The organism is Bradyrhizobium sp. NBAIM08 (assembly GCF_020193935.1).
GTDB classification, from domain to species: Bacteria; Pseudomonadota; Alphaproteobacteria; order Rhizobiales; family Xanthobacteraceae; genus Bradyrhizobium; species Bradyrhizobium yuanmingense.
Map to the genome: position 1 here is coordinate 525,418 of NZ_JADYVR010000005.1, position 15,782 is coordinate 541,199.

Consider the following 15,782-nt stretch of genomic DNA (forward strand, 5'->3'; position numbering starts at 1 on the left):
GATGAGCGCTGCTTCCGACGTCGGCTACCATGCCCAGCGCCAGGCGCGCTGGCACTACGGCGAAATCGCCTTCTGGCTGATCGTGCTGGCCTGCGGCTTCGCATTTCCGTCGCGCTATCTGATCATGACCGACATCCTGCGCCTCGCGCTGTTCGCGATGTCGCTCGATCTCATCCTCGGCTATGCCGGCATCGTTTCGCTGGGCCATGCCGCCTTCTTCGGCGTCGGCGCCTATGCCGCGGGGCTGCTGGCGCTGCACGGCATCGTCAAGGAGCCCGTGCTGGCGCTGATCGTCGCCGGCCTTGCCGCCATGGTGCTCGGCTTTGCCACCAGCTTTCTGGTGATCCGCGGCGTCGACCTGACGCGCCTGATGGTGACGCTCGGCATTGCGTTGCTGCTGGAAGCGCTCGCCGAGCGCTTCTCCAATATCACCGGTGGGACCGACGGCCTGCAGGGCATCGAGATGCAGCCGATCTTCGGCGAGATCCCGTTCGACATGTTCGGCAAGGCCGGCTTCTTCTATTCGCTGGCCGTGTTGTTCCTGCTGTTCCTGTTCGCCCGCCGCGTCGTGCATTCCCCGTTCGGCCTGTCGCTGCGCGCCATCAAGAACAATCCCCTCCGCGCCGCCGCCATTGGCATTCCGGTCAACCGCCGCCTGATCGCGATCTATACGCTGGCTGCGTTCTATTCCGGCATTGCGGGCGCGCTGTTCACCCAGACGACCGCGATCGCCTCGCTCGACGTGTTCGCCTTCGAGCGCTCCGCGGACCTGATGCTGGTGCTGGTGATCGGCGGTACCGGCTATCTCTACGGCGGGCTGGTCGGCGCGGTGATCTTCCGCCTGCTCCAGGAATTGTTCTCGACCATCACGCCGCAATACTGGCAGTTCTGGATCGGCCTCGTGCTGGTCGTGATCGTGCTGGTCGGCCGCCAGCGCCTGCATCGCTGGGTGCTGTATGTGCCGAACCTGATCATCAGGCGGATTGCGGGGCGCAAGGCGATCGTTGCCGTGCCGGAGAGCGATTCATGACCATCGCGCTCGAAACCCAGAATCTCGAAAAGCAGTTCGGCGGCCTGCGCGTCACCCGCGATCTGTCCTTGAAGGTCGAGCAGGGCGCCCGCCACGCGCTGATCGGTCCGAACGGTGCCGGCAAGACCACGGTCATCAACCAGCTCACGGGCGTGCTGAAGCCGAACTCGGGCCGCATCCTGCTCGAAGGCCAGGACATCACCGATCTGCCGGTGCACAAGCGCGTGCTGCGCGGGTTGTCGCGCACGTTCCAGATCAACCAGCTCTACCCGGACCTGACTCCCCTGGAGACCATCGGGCTCGCGGTCTCCGAGCGCCTCGGCCATGGCGGCGACTGGTGGCGACGGATGGGCACGCGCAGTGACGTCAATGGCGAGACCGCCGATCTGCTCTCCCGCTTCCATCTGCTCGACGTCATGAACGAAGAGACCGTGACGCTGCCCTACGGTAAGCAGCGCCTGCTCGAGATCGCGGTGGCCATTGCGGCCAAGCCGCGTGTGCTGCTGCTCGACGAGCCCGCCGCCGGCGTGCCCGAGAGCGAGCGCCACGACATTCTCGCCGTCGTGGGCAGCCTGCCGCGGGACGTCACCGTGCTCCTGATCGAGCACGACATGGACCTCGTGTTCTCCTTTGCTGATCGCATCTCGGTGCTGGTCTCGGGCGCGCTGCTGACCGAAGGCCCGCCCGAAGAGGTCGCGCGCGATCCGCAGGTGAAGGCGGTCTATCTCGGCGAGGAGGCGGTCGATGTCTGACCTGCTCGCGATCGATTCGCTTCGCGCCGGCTACGGCGAGGCGGTGGTGCTGCCGAAGATGACGCTCCGCCTCGCCGAAGGACAGGTGCTGGCGCTGCTCGGGCGCAACGGCACCGGCAAGACCACGCTGATCAACTCCATCGTCGGCGTCACGCGCCGCTTCGCAGGCTCCATTGCGCTGGCCGGCACCGATGTGACGGCGATGCGGCCCGACCAGCGGGCGCGCGCCGGCATCGGCTGGGTGCCGCAGGAGCGCAACATCTTCCGCTCGCTGACGGTGGAAGAGAACATGACCGCCGTAGCGCAGCCCGGTCCCTGGACGGTCGAGAAGGTGTACGAGATGTTTCCGCGGCTGAAGGAGCGGCGGAGCAATTTCGGCAACCAGCTCTCCGGCGGCGAGCAGCAGATGCTGGCGATCGGTCGCGCACTTACCCTCAATCCGAAAGTCCTGCTGCTGGACGAGCCGATGGAGGGCCTTGCGCCCATCATCGTCGAGGAACTCTTGAAGGCGATCGGGATCATCACCCGGTCCGGAGGTATCTGCTCGATCATCGTAGAGCAGAATGCCCAAAAGATTCTGGGGCTCGCCGATCGCGTTGTGATATTGGAGCGCGGAACGATCGTCCACGACGCTCCGAGCGCCGCGCTGAAGACCGACCCCTCTGTCCTGGAGCGCCATCTCGGCGTCGCCGGGGCGGCGGCCCACTAAGATGTCCAGGGAGTAACACATGCAGCGAACCACAGCCCCCTTCCGCGCCGACGAGGTCGGCAGCCTCCTGCGTCCGCTCAAGATCAAGGAAGCCCGTAGCCGGCTGGAGAAGGGCGAGATCTCGGCCGACGATCTGCGCAAGATCGAGGACATGGAGATCGAGAAGGTCGTGCACAAGCAGGCCTCGATCGGGCTGAAGCTCGCGACCGACGGCGAATTCCGCCGCTCCTGGTGGCATTTCGACTTCCTGGCCAAGCTCACCGGCTGCGAGCTGTTTCACCCCGACACCGGCATCCAGTTCACGGGCGTGCAGACCCGTCACGATGCGGTCCGCGTCATCGGCAAGCTCGACTTTCCAGACAGCCACCCGATGCTGGACCACTTCCGCTTCCTGAAGAAGGTCGCCGACCAGGCTCACGTCACCGCCAAGATGACGATCCCTTCGCCGGCAGTGCTCCACTTCCGCGGCGGACGCAAGTCGATCTCCAAGGACGTCTATCCCGATCTCGACGCCTTCTACGAAGATCTCGGCAAGACCTACCGCAAGGCCGTGAAGGCGTTCTACGACGCCGGCTGCCGCTATCTCCAGTTCGACGACACCGTCTGGGCCTATCTCTGCTCGCAGGACGAATTGCAGAAGGCACGCGAGCGCGGCGATAATCCGGATGGGCTGCAACAGATCTATGCGCGCATCATCAACTACGCGCTGGCGGAGAAGCCGGCCGACATGGTGGTGACGACCCACGTCTGCCGCGGTAATTTCCGCTCGACCTGGATTTCCTCGGGTGGCTACGAGCCGGTGGCCGAGACCATGCTCGCCGGCACCAATTACGACGGCTACTTCCTGGAGTACGACAGCGACCGCGCCGGCGGTTTCGAGCCGCTGCGCTTCCTGCCCAAGGGCAACAAGGTCGTCGTGGTCGGCGTCATCACCTCGAAGTTCGGCGAGCTCGAGAAGAAGGACGACATCAAGCGCCGCCTGGAAGAAGCCGCCAAGTTCGCGCCCTTGGAGCAGCTCGCGCTGTCGCCGCAATGTGGCTTTGCCTCGACGGAAGAGGGCAACATCCTCTCCGAGGAGGAGCAGTGGGCCAAGCTCAGCCTCGCGGTCGAGATCGCGAAGGAAGTGTGGGGGCAGTAAGGCTCCGCCGTTAAGGCTCACCCGTGTCCCGGACGCGCAGCAACGCTCCAGCGTTGCTGCGCAGAGCCGGGACCCATGCTGCTCGACTTGCTGCGCGGAGCTATAGGCCTCAGCTCTGCAGAGCACCGCTGAGAAGCGCTGCGCTGCGTCCGGGCACGAGTCACTTCTCCGCCAGATAGACCCCCACAGAGAGGAGTTCGACCATGGGCACATGCTTGTTCTTCGGGGTCGAGATCACCTTGCCGCGCCTGGCCTTGCCGCGATTGAGCTCGTGCCGCTCGGCGGGCCGTGCCCCTGCACCTCCCACGCGATGATTCCTTCGCAGGCATTGATCATCTTGTCTGCGGCGTCGTGTCCGCCGTGCAGCTCGGCTCGAGCTGATTGCGCGTGCCTGCGCGACCGCGGGCGGACCACAGGAGCGCGGCGAGCAGGGCGACCGGGCAGGCGCGCACGGTCAGGAGGCGATCAGAGGAGAAGCGCCAGTTGTTGCTCGGCGGGGCCAGAGTGGGGCGCGGCTCGCGGCCGGAGCAAACTGTGAAGGAGGCGCTTGGATCCGCTATTCCCTCAGTGGGCAGATTTTGCTAGGAGATTGGTCCCAATCCGTCTGCCCACCGATTTCCCACTCATGAAGAACGACGAAATCCTGAGCCAGATCACCGACTTCTGCCGCAAGGCGGACATGGCGGAATCGACGTTCGGCCGGCGCGCAGTGAACGATGGGAAGCTGGTGCATCGCCTGCGCGAGGGAAAGCGCATCACCATCGACACGCTGGAGCGGATCCAGGCCTATATGGCGGCCTCGATGGCCGGCGGCGTGCCGCCGCCGCGGGGACTTCAGGTGCCCCCCGAGAAGCGCGATCCGCGCGGCAATTTCCGCTTCTTCGAGAACCGCCAGAAATATCTGCTGTTCGTCCACACCTGCAGCGAAAAGCGGGTGATCGCGGACCGCGTCGCGCTGGAGCTTGCCTCCATCCATCCGCGCCCGCCGGCGCTGCGCCTGTTCGACGCCGGCGTCGGCGACGGAACGGTGCTGGCGCGGGTGCTGCGCGCCACGCACCAGCGCTTTCCGCACATGCCGTTCTACGTCGCGGGCAAGGAACTCAGCCTGGAGGATTTGCGCCTGACGCTGGAGAAGGTGCCGGACCGCATTTTCGAGCACCCGGCATCGGTGTTCGTGTTCACCAACATGTTCTACGCCGAGGCGCCCTGGCTGACGCCAGCGTCGCCCGCCGCGGCGGCCGCCACCGTCTGGCACGAGGTGCCGCTCCGCGGCGCTTCGTCGGGCGAGTTCGAGCAGCAGATCGCGGAGCTGAGGCCGTTTCTGGAGCAGAACTGGCGCGCTGCGATCAGCCCACGCACAGCCATGCCGCTCTACGAGCGGCCGGTCGTCCTCGTGCTCTATCGCGAGGACCACAGGTTCCTGCTGGATTCGACCATTCCGCGGCCAGGTCAGACTGAGGCCAATTTCGACCTCGTCATCGCATCCCAGCCGTACCGGGCCCTGTCATCGGTCAATTTCCGGGCCAAGCGGATCATTGCACCTCTGGCGCGGGCGCTGCGGCCGGGCGGCAGGCTGATCGGTATCCACTCCCATGGGCAGGATCCGGGCATGGAAATGATCCAGGCGATCTGGCCGGGAGAAAATCCTTTCTCAGTCAGCCGTCATGAGCTACTGCGTGCCGTTAAGTATGAACTTGGATCGGTGGGCCGCGACTTAAATTTTAATGCATACGCGGACAATCGTTCGATCTTCAGGTATGATATGGAAGCTCTGCCCAACGAGGTCACCGGCACCATCGGAACCTCGACGGCCTTTGCAGCGTGGAATGCGGCGGTGTATGTCGCTCAGATTGAGGACGACCGATTGACAGAAATGACTCAAAACGGCCGCACTCTGGATGCCGCCAGGGATGTGCTGCGGAAGTACAACGGGCTCTGGTTTCTCGACGAATCCTACGTCATCTCGCGCCGGCGTGATTGACATCATCAAAAGTAAACATCGCAAACGCCCGCCGGCTAGCGGCGGAACAAGGGGTTACTGATGCGCGCGTCCTATCTCTTCACCAGCGAGTCCGTGTCCGAGGGCCATCCGGACAAGGTCTGTGACCGGATCTCCGATGAGATCGTCGACCTGTTCTACCGTGAAGGGCCTAAGGCGGGCATCGACCCCTGGCAAATCCGCGCCGCCTGCGAGACGCTCGCGACCACCAACAAGGTGGTGATCGCCGGCGAGACCCGCGGCCCGAAGTCGGTGACCAACGAGCAGATCGAGGGCGTCGTCCGCGGCGCGATCAAGGACATCGGCTACGAGCAGGAAGGCTTCCACTGGAAGACCTGCGACATCGAGATCCTCCTGCATCCGCAATCGGCCGACATCGCCCAGGGCGTCGATGCGCTGCAGCCGGGCGAGGTCAAGGAAGAAGGCGCGGGCGACCAGGGCATCATGTTCGGCTACGCCACCAACGAGACGCCCGATCTGATGCCGGCGCCGATCTTCTACGCCCACAAGATCCTGCGCCTGATCTCGGAAGCCCGCCACTCCGGCAAGGAGAAGGTGCTGGGTCCGGACTCCAAGAGCCAGGTCACCGTGCAGTACGAGAACGGCAAGCCGGTCGGCGTGCGCGAGATCGTCGTGTCGCACCAGCATCTGGTTCCCGACCTCAGCTCGAACCAGGTTCGCGAGATCGTCGAGCCCTATGTGCGCGAGGCGCTGCCGAAGGACTGGATCACCGCGAAGACAATCTGGCACATCAACCCCACCGGCAAGTTCTACATCGGCGGTCCCGACGGCGATTCCGGCCTGACCGGCCGCAAGATCATCGTCGACACCTATGGCGGCGCCGCCCCGCATGGCGGCGGCGCGTTCTCCGGCAAGGATCCGACCAAGGTCGACCGCTCCGCGGCCTATGCTGCGCGCTACGTCGCCAAGAACATCGTCGCCGCCGGTCTTGCCGACCGCTGCACGCTGCAGCTCGCCTACGCCATCGGCGTGGCGCGTCCGCTGTCGATCTACATCGACACCCACGGCACCGGTAAGGTTTCGGAAGATCAGCTCGAGAAGGCCGCCGCCAAGGCGATGGACCTCACCCCGCGCGGCATCCGCACTCATCTCGACCTCAACCGGCCGATCTACGCGCGCACCTCGGCCTACGGCCATTTCGGCCGCACGCCCGACAACGAGGGCGGCTTCTCCTGGGAGAAGACCGACCTCGTCGAGCAGCTCAAGCGCGCGCTCTAGCTCTCTTGCCTCATTCCGGGGCGCCGCAACAGCGGCGAACCCGGAATTTCGCACCTTGCGGATTCCGGGTTCGCTCGTTCCACGAGCGCCCCGGAATGACGAACCAAACAGACAGGAACCCCCTATGAACGCGAAGCCCGGCTTCACCGATTACATCGTCAAGGACATTTCGCTCGCCGATTTCGGCCGCAAGGAGCTCTCGCTCGCCGAGACCGAGATGCCCGGCCTGATGGCCACCCGCGAGGAGTACGGCCCGAAGCAGCCGCTGAAGGGCGCACGCATCGCCGGCTCGCTGCACATGACGATCCAGACCGGCGTGTTGATCGAGACGCTCGCCGCGCTCGGCGCCGACATCCGCTGGGTCTCCTGCAACATCTATTCGACGCAGGATCACGCTGCCGCTGCGATCGCCGCCGCCGGCATTCCCGTCTTCGCCGTCAAGGGCGAGACGCTGACCGAGTACTGGGACTACACCGCCAAGCTGTTCGACTGGCACGGCGGCGGTCACCCGAACATGATCCTCGATGACGGCGGTGACGCCACCATGTATGTCCATCTCGGTCTGCGCGCGGAGAACGGCGACACCGCCTTCCTCGACAAGCCCGGCTCCGAGGAGGAGGAAGTATTCTTCGCGCTTCTGAAGAAGCAGCTCAAGGAAAAGCCGAAGGGCTACTTCGCGGGGATCGCCAACAGCATCAAGGGCGTCTCCGAAGAGACCACCACCGGCGTGCATCGTCTCTATGACATGCAGAAAGCGGGCACGCTGCTGTGGCCGGCCATCAACGTCAACGACAGCGTCACCAAGTCGAAGTTCGACAACCTCTATGGCTGCCGTGAATCGCTGGTCGACGGCATCCGCCGCGGCACCGACGTGATGCTGTCGGGCAAGGTCGCGATGGTCGCCGGCTTCGGCGACGTCGGCAAGGGCTCGGCCGCCTCGCTGCGCCAGGCCGGCTGCCGCGTTATGGTCTCCGAGGTTGATCCGATCTGCGCGCTGCAGGCGGCGATGGAAGGCTACGAGGTCGTGACCATGGAAGACGCCGCGCCGCGGGCCGACATCTTCGTCACCGCCACCGGCAACAAGGACATCATCACCATCGAGCACATGCGCGCGATGAAGGATCGCGCCATCGTCTGCAACATCGGCCACTTTGACAACGAGATCCAGATCGCGTCTCTGCGCAATCTGAAGTGGACCAACATCAAGCCGCAGGTCGACGAGATCGAGTTCCCCGACAAGCACCGCATCATCCTGCTGTCGGAGGGCCGCCTCGTGAACCTCGGCAACGCGATGGGCCATCCGTCCTTCGTGATGTCGGCGTCCTTCACCAACCAGACGCTGGCGCAGATCGAGCTGTTCGCCAACAACAAGGACGGCAAGTACGAGAAGAAGGTCTACGTGCTGCCCAAGACGCTCGACGAGAAGGTCGCCCGCCTGCACCTCTCCAAGATCGGCGTCAAGCTCACCGAGCTCCGCAAGGACCAGGCCGACTATATCGGCGTGAAGCAGGAAGGCCCGTACAAATCGGACCACTACCGCTACTAAGCCACCGGTTCGACAAACCATCGACGCAAAGCCCCGGAGCGATCCGGGGCTTTGTTGTTTCGGGGCATGGAATTCAACTCGCTTTGCAGTTGCGGCCCGTTGATTGCCGATTGACGGCCAGCAGCGGCAGGCGGACAATCCGCCCCCGGCGGAGGAAACCATGCAACAAGAACATTTCGACGTGCTGATCGTCGGCGCCGGGCTATCAGGCATCGGCGCCGGCTATCATCTGCAGACCAAGTGTCCGGCCAAGAGCTACGTCATCCTCGAGGGACGCGATTGCATCGGCGGCACCTGGGACCTCTTCCGCTATCCCGGCATCCGCTCTGACAGCGACATGTTCACGCTCGGCTATTCGTTCAAGCCGTGGACCGATCCGAAGGCGATCGCCGACGGGCCGCAGATCCTGAACTACGTGCGCGAGACTGCTAGCGAGAACGGCATCGACAAGCACATCCGCTTCCACCACCGCGTCAAGCGCGCGGCGTGGTCGACGCCGGATGCGCGCTGGACCGTCGAGGCCGAGCGCATCACGGGCGAGGGCGCGACCGAGCTGGTGCGCTTCACCTGCAACTTTCTATTCATGTGCTCAGGCTATTACAAATACGAAGCGGGCTATACGCCGGAGTTCAAGGGCGCCGCTGATTTCGCCGGCCGCATCGTGCATCCGCAGAAATGGACTGAGGACATCGACTACGCGGGCAAGCGTGTCGTCGTGATCGGCTCGGGCGCGACAGCGGTAACGCTGGTGCCGGAGCTCGCCAAGCAGGCGGAGCAGGTCACCATGCTGCAGCGCTCGCCGACCTATGTGGTGTCGCGGCCGGCGCAGGATATCCTCGCCAACAAGCTGCGCCGCAACCTGCCGGCGAAGTTCGCCTATCACCTGATCCGCTGGCGCAACGTGATGTGGGGGATGTTCTTCTTCCAGCTCAGCCGGCGCAGGCCGGCGAAGGTGAAGGATCTGATCCTCAAGGGCGTGCAGATGGCGCTCGGCCCGGACTACGACGTCGCGACCCACTTCACGCCGCGCTACAATCCGTGGGACCAGCGGCTGTGCCTCGTGCCCGATGGCGACCTCTTCAAGGCGATCCGCGAGCAGCGCGCCAGCGTCGTCACCAGCGAGATCGAGACCTTCACGCATGATGGCATCCGTCTGAAGGACGGCCGCGAGCTGGCGGCCGACATCATCGTGACGGCGACCGGGCTGGTGCTCCAGGTCGCCGGTGGCCTCGAGGTCAGCGTCGACGGCCGCTCCGTCGATTTCGCCAACACGCTGACCTACAAGGGCATGATGTATGCCGACGTGCCGAACATGGCCTCGGCCTTCGGCTACACCAACGCGTCCTGGACGCTGAAATGCGACCTCACCTGCGAATATGTCTGTCGCCTCATCAATTACATGGACCGGCACAATTTCCGCCAGTGCATGCCGCACAACGATGATCCCACTATCACCGCGCAGCCTTCGCTCGATTTCACCTCGGGCTACGTGCAGCGCTCGATCGCCAAGATGCCGAAGCAGGGCTCGAAGCGGCCCTGGCGGCTCCACCAGAACTACGCGCTCGACATCGTCTCGTTGCGCTTCGGTCGGATCGATGATGGCGTGATGCAGTATTCCTGATCTTGCTACGTAGGATACCGGGATAGCCCCGCGTTCGCTTGAGACGAATCGCGACTTGCGGTAGTATTTTTGCGCTGCAAGAAGTTTAGTTCCGACAACGTCTGAGTTTCGCGTAGTCGCCGTCTTAAGGGGAGCGCAGGACATGCACGTCCTTGCCCTGGTCACGCAAAAAGGCGGAAGCGGCAAGAGTACGCTGTCCGTTGGACTGGCGGTGGCAGCAATGGAGCGCGCTGAGCGTGTCGTTCTCATTGAGGCGGACGCGCAAGGTACGATCTCGAAATGGAAAGAGCGCCGCGATCTTCCCTATCCCCGCGTCGAGCGCGTTGCCGATCCTGCCGAGATCGAACCGTTGATCGCGCGGCTGAAGGCCGAAGGCGTCTCGCTTGCCATCATCGACACAGCTGCCACGACCAACGGCTTGGCGATGCGCGTCATCGCCTGCGCCGATCTCTGTCTCATCCCGGCGCGCCCGAGCCCGGCCGATATCGAAGCCGCAATTCCTACACTGATCGCCATTCGCAGGCTCAACCGCCGATTTGCCTTTATCCTCAATCAGACACCGACGCGAGGGTGCCGGCTGAGCGAAGCTGCCACATCGCTAAGCTCGCTCGGCGTGCTTGCACTCCCGTTTATTGCGCAGCGTAACGATCACCAGGATGCACTCGGAGCAGGGTTGGGCGTGACGGAGTTCGCACCGGCGGGCAAAGCTTCGGACGAAATTGTAAGTTTGTGGGGTTGGATCGCGGCGCACTTGGCCGAGGAGTCGGATGATTATGGGAAAGGCGCGCTCAAAGCTGCCTGCTGACGTTGCACGCACCAGGCGTCGCTCGCTGCTGGAACTGGCGGAGGAAGTGAGCCGTGCGGTCGACGAGGGCTTGGCCATGCCGCAGGGCTCAGTCGCCGTCTTCCCCCAAGATGCGCCGCATATTGCGCAAGAAGCGCCTGCTCCGATGACTGTTCCGGTACAAGAAGCGGCCAGCGTCATCGTTGCAAGACCTGAACGTTCGAGCAGCACTGATCTCATCGTGGCCATGGCTAAGGGATATCAAGCCTGCGCTTTGGACGGCATGAGCGCTACGCTCAACTTCGCCAACGACCTCGCAAAATCACGGCTGGCCAGTGTGACATCAGAGGCCAATGAAACCGTCGTCGTGGAAAGCGATCTCATCGACGCGATTGGGACTGCAGCCGAGTGTCGCACCGTCGTGCTCGAACTGATGAAGGTTAATGCGGGCGCGACCTTGGAGTATGCGCGGGAGCTAGGGCGTGCAAAGACTCTGGCAGAGTTGGTTGAGCTGTCGGGCACGCATGCGCGAAAGCAATGTGAGTTGGTCCTGAAGCAAACCGAGTTGCTGAGGTCGCTTGCTCAAAGCATGACAAAGCCCAGTGCCAGGTGATGCAGCTCGCCTGCGCGAAGGGCGGGACCAAAACCCGAGCGGTCGCCGAGATGGTCGGCGACGAGCGGGCCGACGATCGTGCCGAGGTCATGTCATCCTCTTGCGCGCGATGGCGTGCAGATCATCCTGTCTGCGTGGCGCGGCGGCGGCGGAATTCCTGCACGGGCACGCCGCCCCAGCCCCAATTGTCGGTGTCGACTTCCTCGATCACGACGAAGGTGGACTCGAGCGGCTTGCCGAGCACGTCGCGCAGCAGCTCGCTCGACCCCTTGATCAGTGCGGCCTTCTCCTCCGCCGTGAGCGACGCCGCACCCGGCGCCGTTCCCTCGCGGGTCACTTTAATGGTGACGATGGGCATCGTGGTTCTCCTCCTCTCAGTGGCCGGCGCTCTGGCCGCCGTCGACATGCAGAATTTCGCCGGTGACAAAGGAGGCGCCCTCGAGATAGAGCACGGCATCGACGATGTCAGACATCTCCCCCATATGGCCGACCGGGTGCAGTGCGTCGAGCTGGGCATGCGTCGCGACCGGGTGCATCGGCGACTTGATGATGCCGGGCGACACCGCATTCACGCGGATGCCGCGCCTGGCGTATTCGATCGCGAGCGACTTGGTCGCGGCGTTCAGCCCACCCTTGCTCAGCGAGGCCAGCACCGAGGGCACATTCGAATTGGCCTGATCGACCAGCGTCGTCGTGATTTGGACGACGTGGCCAGACCCCTGCTTCTCCATTTCGGCGATGGCAAGCTGCGTGATGTTGAAGAAGCCCGCGACATTGGTGCCCATAACTGCGGCATAGTCCTCGGCCGTGTACTGGGTGAACGGTTTTGCGACGAAGATGCCCGCGTTGTTGACCAGCGTGTCGACTCGGCCGAAGCGGGCGATCGCTTGCGACACCACGCGCTCTGCGGTGGACCGCTCGGCGATGTCGCCTGCAACGGCGAGGACGTCGTCGTCACCCGACGGCTTGATGGAGCGCGCCGTTGCGACGACGCGATAGTTGCGATCGCGAAAACCCTGGACCAGGGCGGCGCCGATACCCTGCGATGCACCGGTGATGATGGCGACCTTCTGCTCGATACCCATGACGGGCTCCTGTTGTTGGCTTGAAAACCTGCGCCAGCGGCGGCTGGCTTGGGCGTTGAGGTACGCTGCGGCGGCTTGCTTGCGAATATCCGCTGCCCGGCAGACACTCTTTCGCGACGCGAACGAATGCCGGATCGATCCTTGCGGAGGTTGTCGCAGCCGGCGCAAACGCCTAGCTTTCAGCCGAAATCTCAGGGGGCTGCGGCGAGCGCATGGATCGTCTGGACGCGATGAAGGTGTTTGTCCTTGCGGTGGACGAGGGCAGCTTGGCTGCCGCAGGACGCAAGCTCGGCCGATCGCCGGCTGCGGTGAGCCGCGCCATCGCCTTTCTGGAGCAGCGGGTCGGCGCCGAGCTGCTGCACCGGACGACACGCTCGATCAAGCTGAGCGAGGAAGGCGAGCGTTATGTCGCGATCTGCCGCCGCGTGCTCACCGATCTGGAGGAGGCCGAGGACATCGCGGCCGGACCGCGCACGGCTCCGCGTGGTCTGCTCACGATCACCGCTCCGGTGGTCTCCGGCGAGATGGTACTGCGGCCGATCCTCGACGCGTTTCTCGACGCCTATCCGACCGTATCGGCAAAACTCCTGCTGTTCGACCGTGCGGTCAATCTGATCGAGGAAGGCGTCGATATCGCGCTTCGCATCGGTCCGCTGGCGGATTCGGCGATGGTGGCGATGCGGGTCGGCGGGATCAGCCGCGTCGTGGTGGCAGCTCCCCGCTACCTGAAACAACATCCGCGCATCGCCGAGCCGGGCGATCTCGCCAAACACCAGATCGTCGCGATGGCGCATCTGCCCAATTCCTGGACCTTTGCGCCGCAGCCGGGCTCATCGGCGCCGCGCACCGTGCAGTTCACCCCGCGGCTCGTCGTCAACAGCACCTATGCGGCAGTGGCCTCCACTGTGGCCGGGCGCGGCGTGGCGCGGATGTATTCGTACCAAGTGGCCGAGCAGGTCGCGCGCCGCGAGCTCGAGATCGTGCTGGCGGACGACGAGGATCCGGAGATGCCGGCGCATCTGATCTGCCCGCAGGGCCGGCTTTCGGTGCCCAAGGTGCGCGCCTTCACCGACTTCGCCGTGCCCCGGCTGAAGAAGCAGTTTGCGCTGCTGAAGCAGAGCACCAAGGCGCGTTGAGCCGCTTCATGCCCCCGCAATGCGCGTTTTCGCGTATACGGCGGGGCGGCTGAATCGGCGATGGTTCCTGAACGGTTAACGCCGATTTAACGGATGAGTCCTACCCTGTCTCGGCCGGGGTTACTCGCAAGGCCGAGGTGAGCCCAATGGAAGCCCAGAGAATAGCGGTCGACGCCGTCGTCGCGCTGACCGATTGCGACCGCGACGCCGTCATCGCCTTCATCCGCCGCCTCTATCTCGCCGGCGTCACCGACCCCAAGCGCCTGACCTTCAAGGGGCTGCAGGCGCTGTCGCGGGCTTGATTCGGCTCGTTTCGGCCGGTTTGGACCCCAGTCCATCCCCTTGCTCTCCCCGGCGTGATTGCAACCCAGCGGTGAATATCTTGCCGCTCCGGCCGGGTCGGGCTACACGACACCCCGGCTGGGTCACTTGGGGATTGGGGAAATGTTGAAACAGCTTTTTGCGCCGCAGCTCGTCATTTTGTACGTGCTTGCGGCTTCGACGATTTACGTCCACTTCCGCGGCAAGCAGCGGCTGCGCTTCGCGCGCCAGCTCGGCGATCACTCGACCTATCTCGCACCTTACAATGTGCTGATGTATGCGGGCTCGGCGGTGCCGAACAAGCCGGTGATCTCGGTCGATCAGTTTCCGGAGCTGAAGCCCCTCCGCGAGAACTGGGAGACCATCCGCGACGAAGCTGTGCGCCTGTTCGATGAAGGTTTTATCCGCGCGGCGGCGAAGAACAACGATTGGGGCTTCTACTCGTTCTTCAAGAGCGGCTGGAAGCGGTTCTACCTGAAATGGTACGACGACTTCCTGCCGTCGGCGAACACGCTGTGCCCGAAGACGGTGGAGCTACTCAAATCGATCCCGAGCGTGCATGGCGCGATGTTCGCGATGCTGCCGCCCGGCGGCAAGCTCGGCGCTCACCGTGATCCCTTCGCCGGGTCTCTGCGCTATCACCTCGGCCTGGTCACGCCGAACTCGAACAAGTGCCGGATCCTCGTCGATGGCGTCGAATGCGTCTGGCGTGATGGCGAGGCCTTCATGTTCGACGAGACCTTCATCCACAGCGCCGAGAATGCGACCGACGTCAACCGCATCATCCTGTTCTGCGACGTCGAGCGCCCGATGAAGTACGGCTTCATGACCGCGATCAACCGCTGGGTCAGCCATCACATCGTCAAGGCGTCGGCGACCCAGAATGTCGACGGTGAGCACGTCGGCGTGCTCAACAAGGTGTTCGGCAAGCTCTACGAGATCCACCTCGCCAGCCGCAAGGTGAAGGAGTGGAACCGCAACGTCTACTACACGCTGAAATACGCGCTGGCGGCGCTGATCCTCGGCCTCATCGTGTATTCGGCACTGAACTGAGGCAAATGCGCGGGGCGGATCAGCGAAGCTTGGTCGGCCGTTGCCTCATCTCGATCCGCCCTAGCGCGATCGTCTGATCTCGGTCGGCATTGTCTAGTGATGGTGCTTGTGCTTGTGCCCTGCGGAGCCGTCGGGACGCTGATAGCCCCGTAACTCTGCATATCGCTGCATCTGGCTCTGATCGAGCACGGCAGCGGTTGAGAGGTGGTATTTGAGGTGGCTCTCGCGGAGCTGCCCCTGAGTTTCGGCAATGGCGCCAATGCTGGTCTTGAGCGCTTCCGATGTGACCCTACGGGAAGAGAAGAGGTCTTCCAGCGCTCTCTCTTGCTCGACGAGCTTGTTACCCAGCGGAACGGCTTCCTGTTTCATGGCATCGAACAGCCGTTGAACCTCGGCGCGCTGATCGGCGGTCAGGCCGAGACGATCACTGAGCTCGAGGACGTGGCTGGGACCGGGATATCCATTGAGCTCCGCAGCGAGAGCCAGGCCCATACCGCGTCCGGCGCGGAGATCGTCGATCTGTTGCTGTGACAGCGCCTTGATGGGGCGCTTCTCAAGGCCGGCATAGGGTTGACTGGACTGCGCGCCGGCTGTGCTGCCCGTGAGGAGGAGGGAGGCTGCAAGCAGAAGGACGCGGTTCATGAATCTGGCTCCCACAAAATGGAGCCGGCCGATGTCGAAGCATCGAACCCGGCTGTGACGTGACACCTGTCGCGATCGAGTGATCCCGGAGCACAAATCTTGCTGGATCGTCCG

The 15,782-nt window shown here is 63.9% G+C and carries 17 protein-coding genes; 13 read left to right on the forward strand and 4 right to left on the reverse strand.

Features of this window, described 5'->3' with window-relative positions; translation table 11 throughout:
* The first annotated feature begins 1 nt into the window (after position 1).
* Genes I6F37_RS20485 through I6F37_RS20500 form a run of 4 tightly spaced genes read left to right on the forward strand, consistent with a single transcriptional unit; the run spans position 2 to position 3,629 of the window.
* Positions 2-1,030: a branched-chain amino acid ABC transporter permease gene (locus I6F37_RS20485; protein ID WP_036015729.1), complete on the forward strand. Its 1,029-nt coding sequence runs from the start codon at positions 2-4 to the stop codon at positions 1,028-1,030.
* Positions 1,027-1,782 (forward strand): ABC transporter ATP-binding protein, encoded by a 756-nt coding sequence (locus I6F37_RS20490; RefSeq protein WP_036015732.1) that lies wholly within the window; start codon positions 1,027-1,029, stop codon positions 1,780-1,782. Before I6F37_RS20485 ends, I6F37_RS20490 begins: the two co-directional genes overlap by 4 nt.
* On the forward strand, positions 1,775-2,491 hold the full coding sequence (locus I6F37_RS20495; protein WP_036015735.1) for an ABC transporter ATP-binding protein: 717 nt from the start codon (positions 1,775-1,777) through the stop codon (positions 2,489-2,491). The genes I6F37_RS20490 and I6F37_RS20495 overlap by 8 nt, the downstream gene beginning before the upstream one ends.
* 19 nt (positions 2,492-2,510) lie before the next feature.
* Positions 2,511-3,629, forward strand: a complete 1,119-nt coding sequence (locus tag I6F37_RS20500; protein WP_036015736.1) for a cobalamin-independent methionine synthase II family protein — start codon at positions 2,511-2,513, stop codon at positions 3,627-3,629.
* 160 nt (positions 3,630-3,789) lie between these two features.
* On the opposite strand, the gene I6F37_RS20505 is transcribed toward I6F37_RS20500, so the two are convergent.
* Positions 3,790-3,936: a hypothetical protein gene (locus tag I6F37_RS20505; RefSeq protein ID WP_157784118.1), complete on the reverse strand. Its 147-nt coding sequence runs from the start codon at positions 3,934-3,936 to the stop codon at positions 3,790-3,792.
* Between the two features lie 318 nt (positions 3,937-4,254).
* Here I6F37_RS20505 and I6F37_RS20510 point away from each other — a divergent pair, with 318 nt between their 5' ends.
* The 6 genes from I6F37_RS20510 to I6F37_RS20535 all read left to right on the forward strand — a co-directional run bounded on the left by I6F37_RS20510 (position 4,255) and on the right by I6F37_RS20535 (position 11,431).
* Entirely contained in the window at positions 4,255-5,610 is a 1,356-nt protein-coding gene (locus I6F37_RS20510; protein ID WP_057028724.1) for a hypothetical protein, read from the forward strand.
* A gap of 60 nt (positions 5,611-5,670) precedes the next feature.
* Positions 5,671-6,867 carry a methionine adenosyltransferase gene (gene metK / locus I6F37_RS20515; protein WP_036015759.1) on the forward strand — a complete coding sequence of 399 codons (1,197 nt, stop codon included), beginning with the start codon at positions 5,671-5,673 and terminating at the stop codon, positions 6,865-6,867.
* A 124-nt stretch (positions 6,868-6,991) separates the two neighbouring features.
* Positions 6,992-8,413 (forward strand): adenosylhomocysteinase, encoded by a 1,422-nt coding sequence (ahcY, locus tag I6F37_RS20520; RefSeq protein WP_036015760.1) that lies wholly within the window; start codon positions 6,992-6,994, stop codon positions 8,411-8,413.
* Positions 8,414-8,573: 160 nt separating this feature from the next.
* Positions 8,574-10,034, forward strand: coding sequence for an NAD(P)/FAD-dependent oxidoreductase (locus I6F37_RS20525; RefSeq protein WP_036015789.1), 1,461 nt, complete (start codon positions 8,574-8,576; stop codon positions 10,032-10,034).
* A 142-nt stretch (positions 10,035-10,176) separates the two neighbouring features.
* The gene (locus I6F37_RS20530; protein ID WP_225152459.1) at positions 10,177-10,839 is read left to right on the forward strand and encodes a ParA family protein; all 663 of its coding nucleotides are present in this window, start codon (positions 10,177-10,179) and stop codon (positions 10,837-10,839) included.
* Positions 10,808-11,431, forward strand: coding sequence for a phasin family protein (locus I6F37_RS20535; RefSeq protein WP_225152461.1), 624 nt, complete (start codon positions 10,808-10,810; stop codon positions 11,429-11,431). Before I6F37_RS20530 ends, I6F37_RS20535 begins: the two co-directional genes overlap by 32 nt.
* Before the next feature lie 121 nt (positions 11,432-11,552).
* Here the strand turns inward: I6F37_RS20535 and I6F37_RS20540 are convergent, their stop codons facing one another.
* Positions 11,553-11,789, reverse strand: a complete 237-nt coding sequence (locus I6F37_RS20540; RefSeq protein ID WP_193375002.1) for a 4-oxalocrotonate tautomerase family protein — start codon at positions 11,787-11,789, stop codon at positions 11,553-11,555.
* A gap of 16 nt (positions 11,790-11,805) precedes the next feature.
* Positions 11,806-12,516, reverse strand: coding sequence for an SDR family NAD(P)-dependent oxidoreductase (locus I6F37_RS20545; protein ID WP_036015767.1), 711 nt, complete (start codon positions 12,514-12,516; stop codon positions 11,806-11,808).
* Between the two features lie 212 nt (positions 12,517-12,728).
* Here I6F37_RS20545 and I6F37_RS20550 point away from each other — a divergent pair, with 212 nt between their 5' ends.
* The 3 genes from I6F37_RS20550 to I6F37_RS20560 all read left to right on the forward strand — a co-directional run bounded on the left by I6F37_RS20550 (position 12,729) and on the right by I6F37_RS20560 (position 15,026).
* A complete protein-coding gene (locus I6F37_RS20550; RefSeq protein ID WP_036015769.1) occupies positions 12,729-13,652 on the forward strand; it encodes a LysR family transcriptional regulator in 924 nt (307 codons plus the stop codon).
* 146 nt (positions 13,653-13,798) lie between these two features.
* A complete protein-coding gene (locus I6F37_RS20555) occupies positions 13,799-13,954 on the forward strand; it encodes a hypothetical protein (RefSeq protein WP_007612486.1) in 156 nt (51 codons plus the stop codon).
* Positions 13,955-14,096: 142 nt separating this feature from the next.
* Positions 14,097-15,026, forward strand: a complete 930-nt coding sequence (locus I6F37_RS20560; RefSeq protein WP_225152463.1) for an aspartyl/asparaginyl beta-hydroxylase domain-containing protein — start codon at positions 14,097-14,099, stop codon at positions 15,024-15,026.
* A 93-nt stretch (positions 15,027-15,119) separates the two neighbouring features.
* On the opposite strand, the gene I6F37_RS20565 is transcribed toward I6F37_RS20560, so the two are convergent.
* On the reverse strand, positions 15,120-15,668 hold the full coding sequence (locus I6F37_RS20565; RefSeq protein ID WP_036015773.1) for a Spy/CpxP family protein refolding chaperone: 549 nt from the start codon (positions 15,666-15,668) through the stop codon (positions 15,120-15,122).
* Positions 15,669-15,782: the final 114 nt, after the last annotated feature.